Here is an 18,653-nt window from a genome sequence, read left to right as displayed (position 1 = left end):
ACCTAAGCCACTGCCGTCTTCTCGCACAAGAGTGCCCATCCGGACGGAAAGTATGTTGCGGGAGTGTTCTCCTGGCGTCAACGATGCTAAATATGAGTGCACGACTGCGCGACCTCGCGCGCCACACCGTGGAGATCACCGAAGCCGGAGCGTACGAGACGCCCGGCGGGTCCACGGTCGCGATCGCCGCCTGGGTGGCGGCGGCCGTCGAAGGAACCCGCCTCTTCGGCCCCGGCCCGGTGCCCGTGACGCCCGGCACCGACGGTTCCAGCGTATGCGCGGTGACCGGCGAGAGCAGCCTGGAGGCGGCCCGGCGCCTGGTGGGCGAGGGCCCCGGCGAGGTCGCCGTGCTGAACTTCGCCTCCGCGCGCAACCCCGGCGGCGGCTTCCTGAACGGGGCGCAGGCCCAGGAGGAGGCGCTGTGCCGCTCCTCCGCGCTGTACCCGACGCTGCTGCGGGCGCCCGGATTCTACGAGCACCACCGCGCCGACCGCGATGTCCTCTACACCGACCGGGTGATCCACTCGCCCGGGGTGCCGGTCTTCCGCGACGACCGGGGCCGCCTCCTCGACGAGCCGTTCCGGGTCGGCTTCCTGACCTGCCCCGCGCCCAACGCCGGAGTGATCCGCCGGCGGGCCCCGCGGGACGTGGACCGCATCGCCCCGGCCCTCGCCCGGCGCGCGGAGCGCGTCCTGGAGACCGCGGCCCACTGCGGCTACCGGCGGCTGGTGCTCGGCGCCTGGGGCTGCGGCGTCTTCCGCAACGACCCGGCGCAGGTGGCGGGCGCCTTCCACGCCCATCTCACGGGCGGCGGCCGCTTCGCCCGGCACTTCGACGAGGTGGTCTTCGCGGTCCTGGACCGCACGGCCGGCCGCGCGACGCTGCGGGCCTTCGAGGAGGTGTTCGCGGCGGCGTGACGGCCCCGCGCCGACCGCCGGGGGTGAGCGCGGACCCCGCGATTGCGCCGGACGGCGCAGCGGACGCGCGCCTTGGAGACGGACGGCGGCCAGGCTCGGAGCATGATCGTCCGAGCCCTCGCGGCGCTGCTCTGCGCCGTCCTCGCCGTCCTCGCCGCGCCCCCGCCCCGCGCGGCCGCCGAACCCGCGCCGCCGCCCCGGTCCGTCTCCGCCTGGCTGCCGTACTGGGACCAGGAGGGCGCCTATCAGGACGCCCTGCGCCACGCGGCCCAGCTGCACACCGTCAGCCCGTTCTGGTACCAGGCGGTCGGCGCCGAGCGGATCGACGGGCATCCCGGTGCCGGCGCCCAGCGCGTCATCGACGGGCTGCACGCGGCCGGGATCGCGGTGGTGCCCACCGTCATGGAGACGATGAAACCCGGCGTCCTCGCCGCGATCCTCACCGACCCGGACCGCCGGGCCACCCACATCACGGCCCTGCTCACGGTGGTGGGCAGCCGCTCCTACGACGGCCTCGACATCGACTACGAGTCCATCGCCCCGACCGGCGACGCCGACTACCCCGCGGTGCGGGCGGCCTACGCCGCCTTCATCGGCGAGCTCTGCGCCCGTCTGCACGCCCTCGCCAAGAAGTGCGTCAGCACCGTCTCCCCGCAGACCGCGACCACCGGCCGCGTCTGGGACTACGCGGCGCTCGGCCGGGCCGCCGACCGGGTGCGGATCATGGCGTACGACCGGCACTGGTCGGGCGGCAGCCCCGGCCCGCTGGCCGGGGTCGACTGGTACGAGGACATCCTGCGCCGCGCCACCGTGCTGATCCCGCCCGACCGGATCGAGATGGCGCTGCCCGCCTACGGCTGGGACTGGCCCGCCTCGGGCGGTGGCCGGGCCCGGCACGTCACCTGGCGCGAGGCCGAGACCCTGCGCACGGCGAAGGGCGCGCCGTATCAGCTCGACCCCGTCTCGCAGACCCCGCACTTCAGCTACCAGGACGGGGGCACGGCCCGCGAGGTCTGGTACCAGGACGCCCGGGGTGTCGAGGCCGATCTGCCGGTCCTGGCCCGCTACGGCGTCCGCGCCACCTCCCTGTGGGCCCTGAACTTCGAGGACCCGGCCGTGTGGCCGGTGCTGGCGAGGACCTGAGAGCCTCTTCAAGGACAGGCTCTCGGCGTCCACCGGTCCCGGTTCAGCCCCTGACCGTGGCCGTCGGCGTGTTCCAGCCGGAGACGCGCAGCCACGGGGCGGATCCGTGCAGGTCGGCGGTCCGGTAGGTGGCGGTGAGGGTCGTGGTCTCACCGGGCCAGAGCGAGACCTGGTTGTCGGACCAGCGGACGGGCAGGACCGGGGCGCCCCCGGCGTCCACCAGGTGGACGTCGGTGAGCAGCGCCGGGGCCGCGCCCGTTCCCGTGCGGGTGAGGGTGACGGTGGTGGTCGACGTGCCGTCGTCGTGCGCCGTGGTGGCGCCGGTGGCGGTCACCGCCGCCTTCGCCATCGTGCTCAGGCCCTTGAGGTCGGCGTAGGCCGTGGTGGGGGTGTGGTACCAGTCGGTCCTGGCGTAGTCGAGGACGTCCGCCTTGGTGGAGAGCCAGTACACGTTGCGGCTCACCTCCCGCCCGGTGGCGTCGGTGAGCAGCAGCCGGGCGAGGTAGGTGGTGGAGAGGCCGTCGACCTTCGCCGGGACGGTGAGCGCCGTCGTCCGGGCCCCGTCGCCGCCCACGGCCACCCCCGTCGCCGTCCTGTCGTACTTCTGCTTCCCGTCGGTGGTGAAAAGCGTCACCCGCGCGGTGAGACCGGAGGCGGGCGTGTGCCGGTTGTTCACCACGGCGATGGTGCGGTCGTCGTAGGAGTACTGGACGTGCAGCGGTTCGTTGGCCTTCTTGGCGCCGAAGTAGGCGCCGCCCTGGTCGAGGTAGCGGTCCACCAGCTGCCAGTGCAGGGAGGTCCAGCCGCTGTTGAACATCCAGTACACGATCCCGGTCGAGGGCTTGGAGGCGTCCTTGGCGTTGCGGGCGTACGCCTCGAACTGGGCGCGCACGTTCTCGTACTGGGCGAGCTGGGCCTTGCGCACATAGTCGTCCAGGCCGGTCGGGGCGCCGTAGCGGCCGGTCAGGGCCGCGTCGTAGATGCCGAGGGTGGCGAAGACCGACGAGGGGGAGCGGTGGTACTGCTTGGCCGAGGGGTTCTTCCAGAGCGTGTCCAGCTCGGCCGGTGACATCATGCGGCGCAGGGTGTCCAGGGTGGGGACGTCGGGGCCGGCGCTCGTCTCGGAGTTGAAGCCGCTCGCCCCGCCCTCCTGCTTGTCGTACCAGTAGGCGGGCGGCACCCAGTCGTAGGGGCCGCTCATCTTCATGCCCGAACGCCGCGTGATCGGCGCGGAGTTGTCGGAGGCGGCGGCCACCACGGGGGTGGGCCAGTCGGCGGCCCGCAGCGCGTCCACGTAGGCCTTCTCGATCGTGGCGTCCGGGGCGAAGTCGCTGCCGATGAGGAAGGAGATCACGCTGGGGTGGCCGCGCAGCCGGGCCGCCTCGGCGGCCATCGACGCCTTCGCGACCGGGTAGTCCGCCGCGGTCCACTTCTCGCCCGCCTCACCGCCGTTGACCTGCCCCTCCCACTTGTCGCAGCACTCCCAGCCGGGCAGGGTGAGGATGCCGTAGCGGTCCGCCAGGTCGAAGAACTCGTCCGGTTCGATGTGCCCTTCGAGCCGGAGGGTGTTGAGGCCCAGGTCGAGCGCGTACCTGAGCCGGTCCTCCACATACGTGCGGTCCCAGCGCAGATACTCGTCCGGAGACCAGCCGCCGCCCTTGATGAGCAGCGGGCGGCCGTTGACCGAGTACTGGCGGGCCCCGTCCGCGTCGAGCGGCGCCCTCACGTCGCGGATGCCGAACGACTCGTGCGCGGTGTCGGAGAGGTCGCCGGAGACCGAGGCGGACAGGTCCAGCGTGTGGAGCGCCTGCTCGCCCATCCCGGCCGGCCACCACACGCGCGGCTCGGTGAGCCGCAGCCCGGGGTACGCGGCGGGGGAGAAGGTGACCGTCCTGGTCTCGTGCGGGGCGAGGGTGACGTCCTGGCCGAAGGAGACCGCGCCGATCGTGCCGGAGACGGTCGCGGTCACCGTGTCCGCCGAGTCGTTGCGGGCCTGTGCCTTCACGGTCAGGTCGGCGGTCGCCAGCGAGGGCACGGCGAGACTGGTCACCACATGCGCGTCGCGCAGCGCGACCGGGCCGCCCCGGCGCACCAGCACGTCCCGGACGATGCCCATGTTCTCGTCGGGCGGCGGCTGGAGCCAGTCGATCCACCCCATGGTGAGGTGTTCGCGGGGGTTGTTGGGCTGGACGCGGAAGGCGACGGTGTTGGTGCCGGACCTCACGGCGGAGGTGATGTCGAGCTCATGGCGGGTGTAGGCCCCGGCGACCGCGCTCCGGTCCGCGACCCGGCGCCCGTTGACGAACACGTCGGCGGCCGAGACGACCCCGCTGAAGTCGAGGTATGTGCGCGCGGAGGTGTCCGCGACGGTGAAGTCCGAGCGGTACCACCAGGGGACGGTGAAGTCCGCGGCGGGGATCTTCTTCTGGTTGGTGGAGTAGAAGGGGTCGGCGTACGTGCCGGCCGCGAGCAGCGCGGCGAGGACCGTGGACCGGGGGCCCGTTCGGTACCAGCCCGCCGCCGGGTAGCCGGGGCTGGAGACGGCCGCCGCGGAGTCGGTGACCCTGGCGGTGGACTGGATGGCGTACCCGGAGAGTGCCGTCGTGCTGGGGGCGACCGCCGCGCGGGGGGCGGGAGTTGCCTCCTGGGCCCCCGAGAGGAGCGCGAGGGTGAGGGTCAGCGCGGCGGCCGCGGCGGTCCTGCGGCGGACGGGAGGGCGACGGTGGAACACGGTGGGCTCCCGGTATCCAGGTCGGGCATCAAAGTTAGGAATCCTTACTAACTTGCACCCCGAAGGTAGAGACCTGAGGAATCCATGTCAACGACCCGGGTGTCCGGAGCGGGTCCGCCGCTCGAAGGTCACGTCCCGGGCCGTGCCCAGCGCCGTCGCCACCGCGCCGAGCAGCACCGCGTCCTCCCCGAGCGAACTCGGCGCCACCTTCGGGCGCAGCGGGGTCAGAGTGCGCAGGGTCTCCCGGACCGTCCGCAGCAGCAGGTCCGCGCTGTGGCCCACGCCCCCGCCCAGCACCACCAGATCCGGGTCGAGCACCGCGGCGACCGCCGCCACGGTGTGGGCCAGGCGCTCGCCCTCCAGCTCGACCGCCTTGACGGCCGCCGGGTCCCCGGCCCGCGCCGCGTCGAAGACGTCCTTCGCCGTGAGCGGCCCGGCCATGCCGTGCGAACGGGCCGCCGCCACCACCGCGTCCCCGGAGACCGCGTCCTCCAGGGTGTCCGGCTTCTGCCGCCCGGGCCAGGGCAGGAAGCCGATCTCTCCGGCGCCGCCGTGCGCCCCGGTGAAGAGCTGGCCCTCGCTGACCACGCCCATGCCGAGCCCGGTGCCGATCAGGACGTAGACGAAGAGGCGGCTGCCCGCGCCGACGCCGAAGGTGTACTCGCCCAGCGCCGCCAGGTTGGCGTCGTTGTGGACGGCCAGCGGCATCCCCAGCCCGTCCCGCATCCGGTCGAACAGGCCGGGCCGGCCCCAGCCGGGCAGGTGCTGGGCGTAGCGCACCCGCCGCTTCTCCGCGTCGTACACCCCCGGTGTGCCGACCACCGCCTGGGCGATCTTCTCCGTGTCCACGGCCGATCCCTCGACGAGCCGGTGCGCGGTGGAGACCACGAGGTCGGCCATGGTGCCCGAGGTGCGGGCCTGGTTGCGGACCTCCGAGCGGGCCACCACCGTGCCGTCCAGGTCCGCCAGCGCCACCCGCAGCCAGGCCCGCCCGATGTCGATGCCGAGCGCGTACCCGGCGGTCGGGTCCGGGGCGTAGAGCACCGCGGACCGGCCGCGCTCGGGGGTGTGCGTGCCGGCCTCGCGGACCAGGCCGGTGGCGGCGAGCGCGGCCAGCGCGCTGGAGACCGTGGGCTTGGACAGTCCGCTCTCGCGGGCGAGCTGGGCCCGGGACGAGGGGCCGCCCGCGCGCAGCCGGTCGAGCAGCAGCCGCTCGTTGCTGTTGCGCTGACGCTGGGGGTTCCAGGGCTGCTCACCCTCGTCGCTGCTGGTCATCCGCTCATTCTCACGTATCGCTCCCGACGGTTTCCCGGCGACCTCTTGACGTCATAAGTAAAGATACTTAACTTGAGCACGCCCGACGCCGGGGCGCACCTCCGCACGGGTCAAGAGCCGTCGCCCGCAGGGCCGTTCCCCGCGTCCGCCGAGCCCCGCGTCCACCGAGCCCCAGGAGGGTCCCCGTGTCCGGAACACCGCCGCCGACCGGCGGCTTCGTCCGCCGTATCGGACTCTTCCAGGCGACCGCCATCAACATGAGCCAGATGTGCGGCATCGGCCCGTTCGTCACCATCCCGCTGATGGTCGCCGCCTTCGGCGGCCCGCAGGCCGTCCTCGGCTTCGTGGCCGGCGCGGTGCTCGCCCTCGCCGACGGGCTGATCTGGGCCGAACTCGGCGCCTCCATGCCCGGATCCGGGGGCAGTTACGTCTATCTGCGCCAGGCCTTCCAGTACCGCAGCGGACGGCTGCTGCCGTTCCTGTTCGTGTGGACGGCGATGCTCTTCATCCCGCTCATCATGTCCACCGGCGTGGTGGGCTTCGTCCAGTACCTCGGCTATCTGGCACCCGGCCTCGGCGCTACCGGCGGCGACCTGGTCGGGCTCGGCGTGATCGCGCTGGTCGTGCTGCTGCTGTGGCGCGGCATCGAGCACATCGCGCGGATCACCACCGTCATGTGGGCCGTGATGATCGCCTCGGTGACCCTGGTCATCGCGGCCTCGGCCACGCACTTCAGCGCCGACCGCGCCTTCACCTACCCCTCGGGCGCCTTCACGCTCACCAGTGACCACTTCTGGCTCGGCTTCGCCGCGGGTCTCACCATCGGCATCTACGACTACCTCGGCTACAACACCACCGCCTACATGGGCGCCGAGATCAAGGACCCGGGCCGCACCCTGCCGCGCTCCATCGTCTTCTCCATCCTCGGCATCATGGCGATCTACCTGCTGCTCCAGATCGGCACCCTCGGCGTCATCGACTGGCAGCGGATGACCGACCCCGGCGACATCGCCTCCACCTCGGTCGCCTCCGCCGTCCTGGAGAAGACCTGGGGCAAGGGCGCCGCCGACGTCATCACCGTCCTCATCCTCATCACCGCCTTCGCCTCCGTCTTCACCGGACTGCTCGGCGGCTCCCGGGTGCCCTACGACGCCGCCCGCGACCGCGTCTTCTTCCGCCCCTACGCCCGCCTCCACCCCCGCCACCGCTTCCCCACGCTGGGCCTGGCCACGATGGGCGCCGTCACCGCGGTCGGCTTCCTCATCGGCCGCCACACCGACCTCGCCACCCTCATCCAGCTGCTCACCACGGTGATGGTGCTGGTGCAGGCGCTGGCCCAGATCGCCGCCGTCACCGTGCTGCGCCGCCGCCAACCGGGACTGCGCCGCCCGTACCGGATGTGGCTCCACCCGCTGCCCAGCCTGGTCGCGCTGGTCGGCTGGCTCGTCATCTACGGCTACGCCGACAAGAACGCCCCGGGCCGCCACCCCATCGAATGGTCGCTGGCCTGGGTGGCGCTGGGCTGTGTGGCGTTCGTGCTGTGGGCCCGCTTCGAGAAGGTGTGGCCGTTCGGCCCGCGCGAGGTGCGCGAGGAGTACCTGGAGGACCCGGCCAAGGACGAGGTCGGCGCCTGAGACCCTGCCGGGTGGGCGAGTTGGCGCCGGACGTCCCCGGGCGGGGCCGCGCGCGGGCCGCGTCGTCCGGCCGGGCCCCCGGCCTCTGCCGGAGCCGCGCGGACCGCCGGGCAGGGCAAAAATCCGGCCACCGGCGGAGTGGCACCCTCCCCGCGCCGCCCCCGCGCCCCTACCGTCCCCCCATGCACCCCTCGCGCCTGGTCGTCCTCATCGTCCCCTCCCACGTGGAGACCCGCGGCACCGCGTCCGTGGCCGACAGCGCCGTCCGCTCCGCCCTCGTCGAGGCGACGGGCGAGACCGGCGAGACGGGCTACCCGCGCTACGCGGGGCACGGCGTCGTCGCCGACGTGGACCCCGCCACCCGCACCGTCGAGGCGATCCTCGTGGACGGCGCGGAGCTGGACTACGGGCTCACCGCGCTCATCGCCCCGGAGTGACCGGGCACCGCCACCGGGCGGCCCCGGTGCGGCCGGGGCCGTCCTCCGAGGACCGTTGACAGCGCGCCGGGGCGGGCCGAGACTCGGCCTTGATCGTGAACCAGAGTTCACTGGGCCGACCGAGCGTGTCGGACCGAGCGCGCCGGGCGACACCCGGCACGGCCGACCGAGCAGCGGGAGAGAAGCGGATGAGCATCCGGGACGTGTACATCGTCGACGCCGTGCGCACCCCCATCGGCAAGTTCGGGGGAGCGCTCGCCGGGGTGCGGCCCGACGACCTGGCCGCGCACGTGGTGAAGTCGCTCGTCGCCCGCTCCCCCCAGCTCGACCCGGCCCGTATCGACGACGTGTACTTCGGCGACGCCAACGGCGCCGGCGAGGACAACCGCGATGTGGCCAGGATGGCCGTGCTGCTGGCCGGGCTGCCGGTGACGGTCCCCGGCGTCACCGTCAACCGCCTGTGCGGCTCGGGTCTGGAGGCCGTCATCCAGGCCGCCCGCGCCGTGGCGCTCGGTGACGCGCACATCGCGGTCGCGGGCGGGGTGGAGTCGATGTCCCGCGCCCCCTGGGTGATGCAGAAGCCGGAGCGCGCCTTCCCGGCCGGGCACCAGCAGCTCTGGTCGACCACGCTCGGCTGGCGGATGACCAACCCGAGGATGCCCGCCGAGTGGACGGCCGGCCTCGGGGAGGGCGCGGAGCTGATCGCGGACCGGCACGGGCTGACCCGCGAGCAGCAGGACGCGTTCGCCCTCGACAGCCACCGCAAGGCCGCCGAGGCCTGGGCTAAGGGCCTGTACGACGACGAGGTGGTCCCGTACGAGGGCGTCGGGCTCGCCCGCGACGAGTGCGTCCGCGAGTCCTCCACCATGGAGGCGCTCGCCCGCCTCAAGCCCGCCTTCCGCGAAGGCGGTTCGGTGACCGCGGGCAACTCCTCGCCGCTCAACGACGGCGCCGCGGCCCTGCTCCTGGTCGACGAGGAGGGCCTGCGCGCCACCGGCCGCGAGCCGCTGGCCCGGATCCGCACCTCCGCGGTCACCGGGATCGAGCCGCAGCTCTTCGGGCTCGGCCCCGTCGAGGCGGTGCGCACCGCGCTGGCCAAGGCGGGCCGGGGCCTGGGGGACCTGAGCGTCTTCGAGCTCAACGAGGCGTTCGCCGCCCAGGCGCTGGGGTGCCTGGCCGCGTGGCCGGAGCTGGATCCGGCCGTGGTCAACCCGCGCGGCGGCGCCATCGCCATCGGCCACCCGCTCGGCGCCTCGGGCGCCCGCCTCGCCGGGGCGGTCGCCCACCAACTGGCCGCCGCCGGCTCGGGCGTGGGGCTGGCCGCCCTCTGCATCGGCGTCGGCCAGGGGCTGGCGCTGGTCCTGGAGCGCTGAGGCACCGCGGGGCGGGCACGGGAGGCGGACCGCCGCCTTCCGTCCCAACTCCCTTGCGGGCGCGCACGCCTGCCGGTGTGTCAGGTGGGGCGGGCGGGGGACGTTTCCCCGGATGACCGGACTAGGATGCCGCACGGGACTTCCCCGTGATCATGGCCTCCCCTCGTTCCCCCGTGAGTCTGGAGATCCTTCATGACCCTGCTCGACCCCAAGACCTGGCAGGCGCGGACGCTGTCGGGGGGTGAGTACGAGGTCACCGAACCCGCCACCGGAGAAGGTCTCGGCACGCTCACCCTGGCCACCGCCGACGACCTCGCGGCCGCCGTCGCGGCGGGCCGGGCGGCCCAGCCCGGCTGGGCCCGCTCCCCGCACTTCGCCCGCGCGGCCGTCCTGCGCCGGACGGGCGACCTGTTCACGGCGTACGCCGACGAGCTGCGCGAATGGCTCGTACGGGAGTCCGGCTCGATACCCGGCAAGGCGGACTTCGAGCTGCACGTGGCCGCCCAGGAGTGCTACGAGGCGGCGGCGCTCGCCTCCCGGCCGCTCGGTGAGGTGCTGCCGAGCGAGGAGCCCAGACTCAGCTTCACCCGGCGCGTGCCGGTCGGGGTGACCGGGGTCATCGCCCCGTTCAACGCCCCGCTCATCCTCTCCATCCGCTCGGTCGCGCCCGCCCTGGCGCTCGGCAACGCCGTCGTCCTCAAGCCCGATCCGCGCACGGCCGTCTGCGGCGGCCTCGCGCTCGCCGCGGTCTTCGAGGAGGCGGGGCTGCCCGAAGGGCTCCTGCACGTCCTGCCGGGCGGCGCCGAAATGGGGCGGGCCCTGGTCACGGACCCCGGTGTCCCGGTCATCTCCTTCACCGGCTCGACCGCCGCCGGGCGCGCGGTCGGCGAGGCCGCCGGACGCCTGCTCAAGCGCGCCCACCTGGAGCTCGGCGGGAACTCCGCGCTGGTCGTCCTGGAGGACGCCGACATCGAGGGCGCGGTGGCCCAGGCCTCCTGGGGCTCCTTCTTCCACCAGGGCCAGATCTGCATGACCACCGGCCGCCACCTCGTGCACGCCTCGCTCTACGAGGAGTACGTGGAGCGGCTCGCCGCCAGGGCCGAGGCACTGGCCGTGGGCGACCCGTACCGCGATCAGGTCCACCTCGGCCCGCTCATCGACGAGGCCCAGCTCACCAAGGTCCACGACCTGGTGCGGGCCAGCACCGCGCGCGGTGCCCGGCTCGCCGCGGGCGGCACCCACCGCGACCTGTTCTACCGGCCGACCGTCCTCGCGGACGTCGACGACGCCACCCCGGCGTACGCGGAGGAGGTCTTCGGTCCGGTCGCGCCCGTACGGTCCTTCCGCACCCCGGACGAGGCCGCGACGCTGGCCGCCGACAGCCCGTACGGGCTCTCCCTCGGCATCGTCACCCGTGACACCGCGCTCGGCCTGGAACTCGCGGACCGGATCCCGACCGGGATCGCCCACATCAACGACCAGACGGTCAACGACGAGGCGGTCGCGCCCTTCGGCGGAGTCGCGGCGTCCGGAACGGGCGCCCGGTTCGGGGGCGCGGCGAACGTGGAGGCGTTCACGGAGCTGCGGTGGACGACGGTGCGGGGCCGCCCGGAGGGCCACCCGTTCTAGGGCACGTCGTCGGCTGCGGGCCGACGGGGGCTGCTCGCCCAGTTCCCCCGCCCCTGACAGGGGCACGCGGTACCGCCCCGATCAACCCCTCACACCGCACTCCTATGCTTGCGCGGTGCATTCAGTGATCAGCGGCTTCCTGCCCATCTGGGCGCTCACCGCCTGCGGCTGGGGCGCCGGGCGCACCCATGTGCTCGGCGACCAGGCGCAGCACGTACTGGGCCGGTTCGCGTTCACCTTCGCGATGCCGTCGCTGCTGTTCCTGACGATGGCGCGCTCGCACCCGGGCGACCTGGCCCGGCCGGGCGTGGCCGTCTTCGCGGCCAGCCTGGTCACGGTGTTCGCGGCCGGACTGCTGGTCAGCCGCTGGATGTTCCGCCGCAAACGCGGCGAGCAGGCGATAGGCGCGATGGCCGCGTCCTACGTCAACTCCGCCAACCTGGGCATCCCGGTCGCCGTGCACGTCCTGCACGACACCTCGTTCATCGTCGCCGCGGCGCTCTTCCAGATGCTCTTCATCACGCCGCTGATCCTCGTCCTGATCGAGCTGGACGTACGGCGGGCCGGGCGCGAGCGCTGGACGCGGATCCTCCAACTGCCTTTCCGCAACCCGGTGATCGGGGCGTCCGCGCTGGGTCTCGTCATCGCCGGGCTCGGGCTCAAGCTGCCCGCGGAGGTGGTCTCGCCGCTCCAGATCCTCGGCGGCGCCGCCGTCCCGTCGGCCCTGTTCGCCCTCGGGATGTCGCTGAACGCGCGCGCCCGGCCCGACGCCGACGGCCGGACCGAGCGGCTGATCCTGGTGGGGCTGAAGGTCGCGGCGCAGCCCCTGCTCGCCTACGCGCTCGGACGCTGGCTCTTCGCCCTGGACGGGCACGCGCTGTTCGCGGTGGTGCTGTGCGCGGGGCTGCCCACCGCGCAGAACGCGTTCATCTTCGCGTCCGAGTACTCCCTGGACACCCAGCTGCCCAGGGACACCGTGCTGCTCTCGACGCTCCTGTCGATGGTGTCCCTGTCACTGATCGCCTGGCAGCTGGGCTGAGGCGCGGGCGGTCCGGGGCGGCCTACTTCCCCTTGTCGGCCTCCTCGACCGACTTGCGGACCTCGTCCATGTCGAGGGCGCGCGCCTGGCCGATCACGTCCTCGAGGGCGGCCTCGGGCAGCGCGCCGGGCTGCGAGAAGATCGCCACGTTCTCGCGGACGATCATCAGCGTGGGGATCGAACGGATCTCGAAGGCCGCCGCCAGCTCCTGCTGGGCCTCGGTGTCCACCTTGGCGAAGACCAGGTCCTCGTGGCGCTCGGACGCGGCCTCGTAGACCGGGCCGAACTGCCGGCAGGGACCGCACCAGGAGGCCCAGAAGTCGATCAGGACGAAGTCGTTGTCGGACACGACCTGGTCGAAGTTCTCCTTGGTCAGCTCCACAGTCGCCATCACGCACTCCCTCTTCCTGGCCTCACCGTGAAGCCGCCTCGCACAACGGCTGCCGCCGTCGTGGTATTCCGTGGATTCATTCGCTGACCCACCCCTGCCCCTGTGGCTTCGCGGTACTCCTCGCACCAGACTGTCCCCATGACCGAAGCCTTGGAATACGACGTGGTGGTGCTGGGAGCGGGACCGGTGGGCGAGAACGTCGCCGACCGGGTGCGGGCGGCGGGGCTGAGCTGCGCCGTGGTGGAGAGCGAACTGGTCGGGGGCGAGTGCTCGTACTGGGCGTGCATGCCCAGCAAGGCCCTGCTGCGGCCGGTGATCGCGCGCGCGGACGCGCGCAAGGTGCCGGGCCTGCGCGACAGCGTGGCGGGCCCGCTTGACGTGCCCGCCGTGCTCGCCCACCGCGACGAGTACACCTCGCACTGGCAGGACGAGGGGCAGGTGCGGTGGCTGGACGGCATCGGCGCCCACCTCTACCGCGGCCACGGGCGCCTCTACGGCACCCGCAAGGTCAGCGTCACCAGCCCCGAGGGCGAGCACCACGTGCTGACCGCCCGGCACGCCGTGGCCGTCTGCACCGGCAGCCGCGCCCTCCTGCCCGGCCTCCCCGGCATCGCCGACGCCCGGCCCTGGACCAGCCGCGAGGCCACCAGCGCCCAGCAGGTGCCGGGCCGGCTCGTGGTCGTCGGCGGGGGAGTGGTCGGCGTCGAGATGGCGACGGCCTGGCAGGCGTTCGGTGCCCAGGTGACGGTCCTGGTGCGCGGCGAGGGGCTGCTGCCGAAGATGGAGCCGTTCGCGGGCGAGCTGGTCGCCGAGGCACTGAAGGAGGCGGGTGCCTCCGTCCGTACGCAGGTGAACGTCTCCGAGGTCGTCCGCGAGGGCGGCTCCGGCCCCGTCACGGTGGTCCTGGACGACGGCGGGCGCATCGAGGCCGACGAGATCCTCTTCGCCACCGGCCGCGCCCCGCGCACCGACGACATCGGCCTCGACACCATCGGCATGGAGCCCGGCTCCTGGCTGCCGGTCGACGACTCCTGCCGGGTGGCGGGGAGCGACTGGCTGTACGCGGTGGGCGACGTCAACCACCGCGCGCTCCTGACCCACCAGGGCAAGTACCAGGCGAGGATCGCGGGCGCGGCGATCGCCGCGCGGGCGGCGAAGGTCCCCCTCCTGGAGACCGACCCGTGGGGCGCCCACGCGGCCACCGCCGACCGCGCCGCCGTCCCCCAGGTCGTCTTCACCGACCCCGAGGTGGCGTCGGCGGGGCTGACCCTGGCCGAGGCGGAGGCGGCCGGACACCGTGTCCGCGCCGTCGACCAGGACCTCGGCGGGGTCGCGGGCGCGGGTCTGTACGCGGACGGCTACCGGGGCCGCGCCCGGATGGTCGTGGACCTGGACCGTGAGGTCCTGCTCGGCGTCACCTTCGTCGGCCCCGGCGTGGGCGAGCTGATCCACGCGGCCACCGTCGCCATCGCCGCCGAGGTCCCGATCGGACGGCTGTGGCACGCGGTCCCGGCGTACCCGACGATCAGTGAGGTGTGGCTGCGGCTCCTGGAGGCGTACCGGGACCGGTAGCCGCACGGGTGGAGGCCGCCGTCAGCGCTCCTCGAAGACCAGGTTCTCCGGGAGCTCCGTCATCCGGACGGTCTGGTCGGCGACCTCCACGACCGTCGACAAGGTGGTGAACTGCCCCTTGGGGACGATCAGTACGCGGTCGGCGCGCTGGTCGAGGAAGGCCTTGAACCCGGCGAGCGAGGGGTCGCCGTCGCCCAGCACCAGATAGTCCGCCAGACGCCGGAACAGCTTCGGCAGCACGACCGCGGTCCCGGTGAGCGAGCCCAGCCCGTCGATCTTCGCGCCGGTCGCGGTCAGGTCGACCGGCCACAGCCCGCCCGCGGCCGTGCGCGCCTCCCGTACCGCCTCCGTCATCGCGGCGCGCAGACCGACGAACAGCTTGGTGTAGTACGTCGGATAGGCGAGCCCGTCGGCCAGTTGGGCGAGGTTGGCGGTCTGGCGCAGCAGCGCCTCGTCGACGAAGAGCTGACGCCCGCCGGGCCCCGGCGCGGGTCCCCGGCCGGCCAGCGCCACGCAGCGTCCGTGCAGGTCGGCGCCCCGGGTGAGGATGAATCCCGGGGCCTGGGCGGGCTCGGACGCGGTGACCGTGCCGTGGGTGTCGCGCTCCACGCCGAGGAAGCCGAGCCAGGTGGTGAGCGCGCCCGCCGCCCGCTCCGCGAACGGCGGCGGCTGGCTCAGCTCACGGCCGTGCGCCGGGACGTAGTGCGTCTCCAGCGTGTCGATGCCGTCGAGGCGCAGCTGGGCGCCGCCGGAGCGGTTGCGCCGGACGCGGTGCGGCCCCGGCACCAGGTCCCAGTGGGCGGGATCGGCCGGGTGGAAGCGGACGGAGTCGCCGTCCGGGCGGGCACCGGTGATGCGGTACGAACCTTCGATCACGAGCATTCCCACGACGGCCTCCTCCGTGTGCGCACCGCGCACTCCCAGGATCCGCCGCCCGGGCGCCGTGCGCGCCCGTCCCGCGCGACAAGCCGCGATAAGTACGGTCCACCGGGCTCCGGCGCGTACACCGCCGTACGCCGTTGCGCGTACCGCCCCCGGTTCGCCCGCGCGGCTCCGCGTCAGTAATACTCACCCCATGACCTCACGCATTACCGGCGACGCCGAGGAGACCGTGCGGATCCGGCGCGCGGCCGCCCGCGACGCCAAGCGGCTCACCCGGCTCGTACGGTCCTCCCGTGCCTACGAGGGCCCGTACGCCGCGATGGTCGCGGGCTACCGGGTGGGCCCCGACTACATCGAGACGCACGAGGTGTACGTGGCGGTCGGCGCCGACGACCGGCTGCTCGGCTTCTACGCCCTGCTGCTCGCCCCGGCCGAGCTGGACCTGATGTTCGTCGCCGACGACGCCCAGGGGCTCGGCATCGGACGCCGGCTCATCGCGCACATGACCGACCGGGCCCGGGCCGCCGGTCTCGACCGCGTCCGGGTGGTCTCGCACCCGCCCTCCGAAGGCTTCTACCGCAGCGTGGGCGCGCTCAGGACCGGCACGGCCCGCGCCAACCCGCCCGCGGTCCTGTGGGACCGCCCGGAGCTGGAGATCCCGGTCCCGTCGCTCTGAGCGGGCCCCGCGCGGCGCATGGGAAGCCGCCGGGCGGCCGTGGGCCGTGCCGTCGCGCCGCTTCCGTGCGCGAGGGGAGCCCGCTGCCCCGGCCGGACCCCCTCGCGCCTGGCGACGCGCCTTCAGGCGAGCGGCACCCCGACCTGGCTCCACGCCTTGGTGACGGCCTGGAGCTCGTCGCCGTCGCCGAAGAGGCTGCGGGCGGTGGCGACCGTGAGGCGGCCGAAGTCGGAGAACTTGGCGTCGCTCGCCAGCTCCCCGCCGGTCAGCGTGGCGTACCAGATCTTCCCGGCCCGCTCCCAGGCGTAGCCGCCCAGGGCGGTCGCCGCCAGGTAGAACGCGTGGTTGGGGATGCCCGAGTTGATGTGCACCCCGCCGTTGTCCCGGCTGGTGCGCACGAAGTCCTCCATCGTGGCGGGCTGCGGGTCCTTGCCGAGCTGCGGGTCGTCGTACGCCGTGCCCGGCGCCCTCATCGAGCGCAGCGCCTCGCCGTGGATGCCCGGGCCGAGCAGCCCGGCGCCGATGAGCCAGTCGGCCTGGTCGGCGGACTGGCCGAGCGCGTACTGCTTGATGAGCGAGCCGAAGACGTCGGAGAGCGACTCGTTGAGCGCGCCGGACTGCCCGAAGTACTCCAGGTTGGCGGTGTACTGCGTGACGCCGTGGGTGAGTTCGTGGCCGATGACGTCGACCGGGATGGTGAAGTCGAGGAAGAGCTCGCCGTCCCCGTCGCCGAACACCATCTGCTCGCCGTTCCAGAAGGCGTTGTCGTACTTCTCGCCGTAGTGGACGGTCGCGTCGAGCGGCAGCCCGCTGTCGTCGATGGAGTGCCGGCCGTACGCCTTGAGATACAGCTCGAAAGTGGCACCGAGCCCGGCGTGCGCGCGGTTGACGGTCGCGTCCTTCGACGGCGTGTCGCTCTCGGCGTGCACCTTCTTCCCCGGCAGCGTCTCCTGCCCCCGCGCGTCGTAGATCGTGCGGTCGGGATGGTCGGACGGCGTGCCTGTCGACGGGGCCAGGCCACGCACGGTGGTGATCCGGCGCCGGGTGCGCTGGAGCGCGTCGTGCTCCAGGGTGCGGCGGGCTGGCTCGAACGTGGCGGGGTCCTCGGCCTGCGCGAGCTTGTCGAGGACATGGGGCGGGACGATCGTGCAGAACACGGTGTTGGTCTCCATGCCGAGCAATGTGGCACAGCGTGACCGCTTCGGTGATACCTGTAGTCGAGTTGGCTGAAAATAGGTGGCGGAGTCGGAACGCCCGCTTCTACGGAGGGTGACCGCGCCCGCCTGTCAACCGCGCGTCTACAGCCAGCCGTTGCGGCGGAACCCCCGGTGGATGGCGAGGCAGGCCACCGCCATGACCGCCAGGGCGAGGGGGTAGCCGTACTTCCAGTGCAGCTCGGGCATGTGGTCGAAGTTCATGCCGTAGATCCCGCACACCATCGTCGGCACGGCGACGATCGCCGCCCAGGCCGTGATCTTGCGCATGTCCTCGTTCTGGGCCACCGTCACCTGTGCCAGATGGGCCTGGAGGATCGAGTCCAGGAGCGCGTCGAACGAGCCGATCTGCTCGTTCACCCTGGCCAGATGGTCGAAGACGTCACGGAAGTACGGCTGGGTGTCCGGGCCGATGAGCGGCATCGGCTCGGTGGCGAGCGCCTTCAGCGGCCGGTAGAGCGGGGTCACCGCCCGCTTGAACTCCAGCAGTTCGCGCTTGAGCTGGTAGATGCGGCCCGCGTCGCCGCGCCCGGCGGTGTCGCTGAACACGGCGGTCTCCACCGCGTCCACGTCCGCCTGCATGGCGTCGATGACCACGAGGTAGTCGTCGACGACGTGGTCCGCTATCGCGTGCAGCACCGCCGCCGGGCCCTGGGCGAGCTGGTCGGGGGTCTTCTCCAGGGACTCGCGCAGCGGACCGAGCGAACCGTGCCTGCCGTGCCGGACGGTGACCACGAAGTCGGGCCCGGTGAACATCATCAGCTCACCGGTCTCGACGACCTCGCTGGTCGCGGTCAGCTCCTCGTGCTCGACGTAGCAGACGGTCTTGAACACCGCGAACAGCACGTCGTCATAACTCTGCACCTGCGGGCGCTGATGGGCGCGGACCGCGTCCTCCACGGCCAGCGGGTGCAGCCCGAAGAGCTCGGCGATCCCGGCGAACTCCTCGGCGCTCGGCTCGTGCAGCCCGACCCACACGAACCCCTCCCCGGTCCCGCGCACCCGCCGTACGGCCTCCTCCACCGGGCAGTCGCCGGGCTGGCGCACCCCGTCGCGGTAGACCACGCAGTTCACCACGGCGCTGCCGAGCGGCGAGCGGGCCGGGTGGCTGAGGTCCACCGTGCGGCGGTAGGCACGGCGGACCGCCCTGCGGAGGTTGCGGATCATGGGCACGGCTCGGCACTCCTTCGGCGGATCGGCGGCCAGTGTGCCATGTACGGCTCACGGACCGGCCATCGCGCCGAGAGCGCAGGTCACGGCTGTGCGGCGACGTCCCCGTCGAAGGCGGCGGCGAGCCGCAGATAGCGGGCCGCGTCCCCGGGCCGGCCCTGGCGCTCCAGGGTGCGGCCGAGCATGAGCGTCGCGTACCCCTCGACCGGATCGCGCTCCAGGACGGCACGCAGCTCCGCCTCCGCCTTCTTCAGCTGGGCGGAGTGGTAGTAGGCGCGGGCGAGCAGCAGCCGCGGGGCGACCTGCTCGGGCACCTCGTCGACGATGCCGGTGAGGATGCCCACGGCCGTGACGTACTCCTTGGCCGCGAAGAACTGCTGGGCGCGGTCCCAGCGCTCGGCGGTGGTCCCGAACTCGTAGTAGCTGCCGGCCACGACACGTCCTTCCTGGGCTGCCGGGCGGGGCCCGGTCCTGCTGGTACGACGGCGCCAACGCCCCGTGATGGTTGAAAATTCCACCACCCATGGTCCTCCGGTGCGTGGGAGGCTGCCACCGGGTACCCCGACAGGA

16 protein-coding genes are annotated in these 18,653 nt (G+C 73.2%); 9 read left to right on the top strand and 7 right to left on the bottom strand.

Annotation, left to right across the window (positions count from 1 at the left end; genetic code table 11):
• Positions 1 to 92: 92 nt before the first annotated feature.
• Positions 93 to 917, top strand: coding sequence for a TIGR02452 family protein (locus ABZ404_RS24250; protein WP_358834547.1), 825 nt, complete (start codon positions 93 to 95; stop codon positions 915 to 917).
• A 102-nt stretch (positions 918 to 1,019) separates the two neighbouring features.
• Entirely contained in the window at positions 1,020 to 2,060 is a 1,041-nt protein-coding gene (locus ABZ404_RS24245; protein WP_358990855.1) for a glycosyl hydrolase family 18 protein, read from the top strand.
• A gap of 43 nt (positions 2,061 to 2,103) precedes the next feature.
• Here ABZ404_RS24245 and ABZ404_RS24240 read toward each other — a convergent pair whose 3' ends face one another.
• Complete coding sequence (locus ABZ404_RS24240; RefSeq protein WP_358831310.1) at positions 2,104 to 4,791, bottom strand: sugar-binding domain-containing protein; 2,688 nt, start codon at positions 4,789 to 4,791, stop codon at positions 2,104 to 2,106.
• Positions 4,792 to 4,878: 87 nt separating this feature from the next.
• On the bottom strand, positions 4,879 to 6,066 hold the full coding sequence (locus ABZ404_RS24235) for an ROK family protein (RefSeq protein WP_358831309.1): 1,188 nt from the start codon (positions 6,064 to 6,066) through the stop codon (positions 4,879 to 4,881).
• A 185-nt stretch (positions 6,067 to 6,251) separates the two neighbouring features.
• On the opposite strand from ABZ404_RS24235, the gene ABZ404_RS24230 reads away from it, so the two are divergent.
• From ABZ404_RS24230 to ABZ404_RS24210, 5 genes are all read left to right on the top strand, one after another.
• On the top strand, positions 6,252 to 7,700 hold the full coding sequence (locus ABZ404_RS24230) for an APC family permease (protein ID WP_358831308.1): 1,449 nt from the start codon (positions 6,252 to 6,254) through the stop codon (positions 7,698 to 7,700).
• Between the two features lie 182 nt (positions 7,701 to 7,882).
• Positions 7,883 to 8,137: a hypothetical protein gene (locus tag ABZ404_RS24225; protein WP_358831307.1), complete on the top strand. Its 255-nt coding sequence runs from the start codon at positions 7,883 to 7,885 to the stop codon at positions 8,135 to 8,137.
• A gap of 188 nt (positions 8,138 to 8,325) precedes the next feature.
• Entirely contained in the window at positions 8,326 to 9,510 is a 1,185-nt protein-coding gene (locus ABZ404_RS24220; protein ID WP_358831306.1) for a thiolase family protein, read from the top strand.
• A 192-nt stretch (positions 9,511 to 9,702) separates the two neighbouring features.
• A complete protein-coding gene (locus ABZ404_RS24215) occupies positions 9,703 to 11,139 on the top strand; it encodes a benzaldehyde dehydrogenase (protein ID WP_358831305.1) in 1,437 nt (478 codons plus the stop codon).
• A gap of 115 nt (positions 11,140 to 11,254) precedes the next feature.
• Positions 11,255 to 12,178 (top strand): AEC family transporter, encoded by a 924-nt coding sequence (locus ABZ404_RS24210; protein ID WP_358831304.1) that lies wholly within the window; start codon positions 11,255 to 11,257, stop codon positions 12,176 to 12,178.
• A gap of 22 nt (positions 12,179 to 12,200) precedes the next feature.
• Here ABZ404_RS24210 and trxA read toward each other — a convergent pair whose 3' ends face one another.
• On the bottom strand, positions 12,201 to 12,569 hold the full coding sequence (gene trxA / locus ABZ404_RS24205) for a thioredoxin (RefSeq protein WP_358831303.1): 369 nt from the start codon (positions 12,567 to 12,569) through the stop codon (positions 12,201 to 12,203).
• Positions 12,570 to 12,707: 138 nt separating this feature from the next.
• Between trxA and ABZ404_RS24200 the strand changes: the two genes are divergently transcribed.
• On the top strand, positions 12,708 to 14,141 hold the full coding sequence (locus ABZ404_RS24200) for an NAD(P)/FAD-dependent oxidoreductase (protein ID WP_358831302.1): 1,434 nt from the start codon (positions 12,708 to 12,710) through the stop codon (positions 14,139 to 14,141).
• Between the two features lie 21 nt (positions 14,142 to 14,162).
• Here the strand turns inward: ABZ404_RS24200 and ABZ404_RS24195 are convergent, their stop codons facing one another.
• A complete protein-coding gene (locus ABZ404_RS24195; protein WP_358831315.1) occupies positions 14,163 to 15,023 on the bottom strand; it encodes a nuclease in 861 nt (286 codons plus the stop codon).
• A 193-nt stretch (positions 15,024 to 15,216) separates the two neighbouring features.
• Between ABZ404_RS24195 and ABZ404_RS24190 the strand changes: the two genes are divergently transcribed.
• Positions 15,217 to 15,699, top strand: a complete 483-nt coding sequence (locus ABZ404_RS24190) for a GNAT family N-acetyltransferase (RefSeq protein ID WP_358831301.1) — start codon at positions 15,217 to 15,219, stop codon at positions 15,697 to 15,699.
• A 122-nt stretch (positions 15,700 to 15,821) separates the two neighbouring features.
• Here the strand turns inward: ABZ404_RS24190 and ABZ404_RS24185 are convergent, their stop codons facing one another.
• From ABZ404_RS24185 to ABZ404_RS24175, 3 genes are all read right to left on the bottom strand, one after another.
• Entirely contained in the window at positions 15,822 to 16,871 is a 1,050-nt protein-coding gene (locus tag ABZ404_RS24185) for a M4 family metallopeptidase (protein WP_358831300.1), read from the bottom strand.
• A 126-nt stretch (positions 16,872 to 16,997) separates the two neighbouring features.
• Entirely contained in the window at positions 16,998 to 18,080 is a 1,083-nt protein-coding gene (gene corA / locus ABZ404_RS24180; protein WP_358831314.1) for a magnesium/cobalt transporter CorA, read from the bottom strand.
• 86 nt (positions 18,081 to 18,166) lie between these two features.
• Complete coding sequence (locus tag ABZ404_RS24175) at positions 18,167 to 18,517, bottom strand: tetratricopeptide repeat protein (protein ID WP_358831299.1); 351 nt, start codon at positions 18,515 to 18,517, stop codon at positions 18,167 to 18,169.
• Positions 18,518 to 18,653 lie beyond the last annotated feature (136 nt).

The sequence above is a fragment of the Streptomyces sp. NPDC005878 genome (assembly GCF_040629815.1).
Lineage (GTDB): Bacteria > Actinomycetota > Actinomycetes > Streptomycetales > Streptomycetaceae > Streptomyces.
This window is presented reverse-complemented; position numbering and strand designations above follow the sequence as displayed.

Excerpts from the sequence above, each read along its gene's own strand:
- ABZ404_RS24225 (WP_358831307.1), top strand. The coding sequence starts at position 7,883 with ATGCACCCCTCGCGCCTGGTCGTCCTCATCGTCCCCTCCCACGTGGAG.
- ABZ404_RS24250 (WP_358834547.1), top strand. The coding sequence starts at position 93 with ATGAGTGCACGACTGCGCGACCTCGCGCGCCACACCGTGGAGATCACC.
- ABZ404_RS24235 (WP_358831309.1), bottom strand. The coding sequence starts at position 6,066 with ATGACCAGCAGCGACGAGGGTGAGCAGCCCTGGAACCCCCAGCGTCAG.
- ABZ404_RS24185 (WP_358831300.1), bottom strand. The coding sequence starts at position 16,871 with ATGGAGACCAACACCGTGTTCTGCACGATCGTCCCGCCCCATGTCCTC.
- ABZ404_RS24215 (WP_358831305.1), top strand. The coding sequence starts at position 9,703 with ATGACCCTGCTCGACCCCAAGACCTGGCAGGCGCGGACGCTGTCGGGG.
- trxA (WP_358831303.1), bottom strand. The coding sequence starts at position 12,569 with ATGGCGACTGTGGAGCTGACCAAGGAGAACTTCGACCAGGTCGTGTCC.
- ABZ404_RS24190 (WP_358831301.1), top strand. The coding sequence starts at position 15,217 with ATGACCTCACGCATTACCGGCGACGCCGAGGAGACCGTGCGGATCCGG.
- ABZ404_RS24245 (WP_358990855.1), top strand. The coding sequence starts at position 1,020 with ATGATCGTCCGAGCCCTCGCGGCGCTGCTCTGCGCCGTCCTCGCCGTC.
- ABZ404_RS24220 (WP_358831306.1), top strand. The coding sequence starts at position 8,326 with ATGAGCATCCGGGACGTGTACATCGTCGACGCCGTGCGCACCCCCATC.
- ABZ404_RS24200 (WP_358831302.1), top strand. The coding sequence starts at position 12,708 with ATGACCGAAGCCTTGGAATACGACGTGGTGGTGCTGGGAGCGGGACCG.
- ABZ404_RS24195 (WP_358831315.1), bottom strand. The coding sequence starts at position 15,023 with ATGCTCGTGATCGAAGGTTCGTACCGCATCACCGGTGCCCGCCCGGAC.
- corA (WP_358831314.1), bottom strand. The coding sequence starts at position 18,080 with ATGATCCGCAACCTCCGCAGGGCGGTCCGCCGTGCCTACCGCCGCACG.